Origin of the sequence: Acinetobacter sp. UBA5934 (assembly GCF_002430855.1) — a bacterium.
Lineage (GTDB): Bacteria > Pseudomonadota > Gammaproteobacteria > Pseudomonadales > Moraxellaceae > Acinetobacter.
The window spans coordinates 6,664-7,463 of record NZ_DJDC01000069.1 but is presented as its reverse complement, the minus strand read 5'-3'; the positions used below and the strand labels follow the sequence as shown (position 1 = coordinate 7,463).

Here is an 800-nt window from a genome sequence, read left to right as displayed (position 1 = left end):
TAAAAAAAAATTAAAAAAAATTTTGATTACTATCTCAACAAACGGCTCTTGATTTTTACAAACTATTGGTGATTTTTTTGTAGTAATACTTTCCATCTTGTTTTTTTTTGTTAAACTCCACTTGTAATGTTTGGAACAGATTTTTTCTATCTATAAAAATGAAAAATAACTTTGCAAAAATTGGACTTTATTTTTTGGGGTTTGTGGCAGTTCATTCTGTTGCAACGACCAGTTATGCCGGCCAAACCATTTATCAGTTAAAAGATTCAAATGGTACGACTTTGCTTACCAATAAGAAAAATCGTTATAACCATCTTAAAATCGAGAAAAAGACCTATTATCCAGACAGCAATATCCATAGCTATAGTAACTGGGGCTCATCTGAAGCTTCAGTTCTACCGAGTTATAGTCGCAATAAAAATGCTTTTGATCCCATTATTAAACAGGCCGCTTCTCAACATGGCATATCTGAGGGCCTGATTAAAGCGGTCATGCATACTGAATCAGGTTTTAATGTTAATGCACGTTCTCCTGTCGGGGCGCAAGGACTGATGCAGCTCATGCCTGCCACTGCCCGACGCTTTAATGTTTCAAACGCTTTCGATCCACATCAAAATATTATGGGTGGAGCAAAATACCTAGCTTGGCTGATGAAACGTTTTAATGGCAACACCTCTTTAGTTTTAGCCAGCTATAATGCAGGTGAAGGCAATGTCGCCAAATATGGCGGTATTCCTCCCTTTAAAGAAACCCAGGATTATGTCAGACGGGTCAGCAGCCGTTATAGCAACTTATACTCC

At 37.5% G+C, this 800-nt stretch carries 1 protein-coding gene; it reads left to right on the top strand.

Translation table 11 applies throughout. From position 1 onward, the window contains the following. Positions 1–158: 158 nt before the first annotated feature. A partial coding sequence (locus B2Y23_RS05015; protein WP_291369388.1) for a lytic transglycosylase domain-containing protein occupies positions 159–800 on the top strand: 642 nt, incomplete at its 3' end.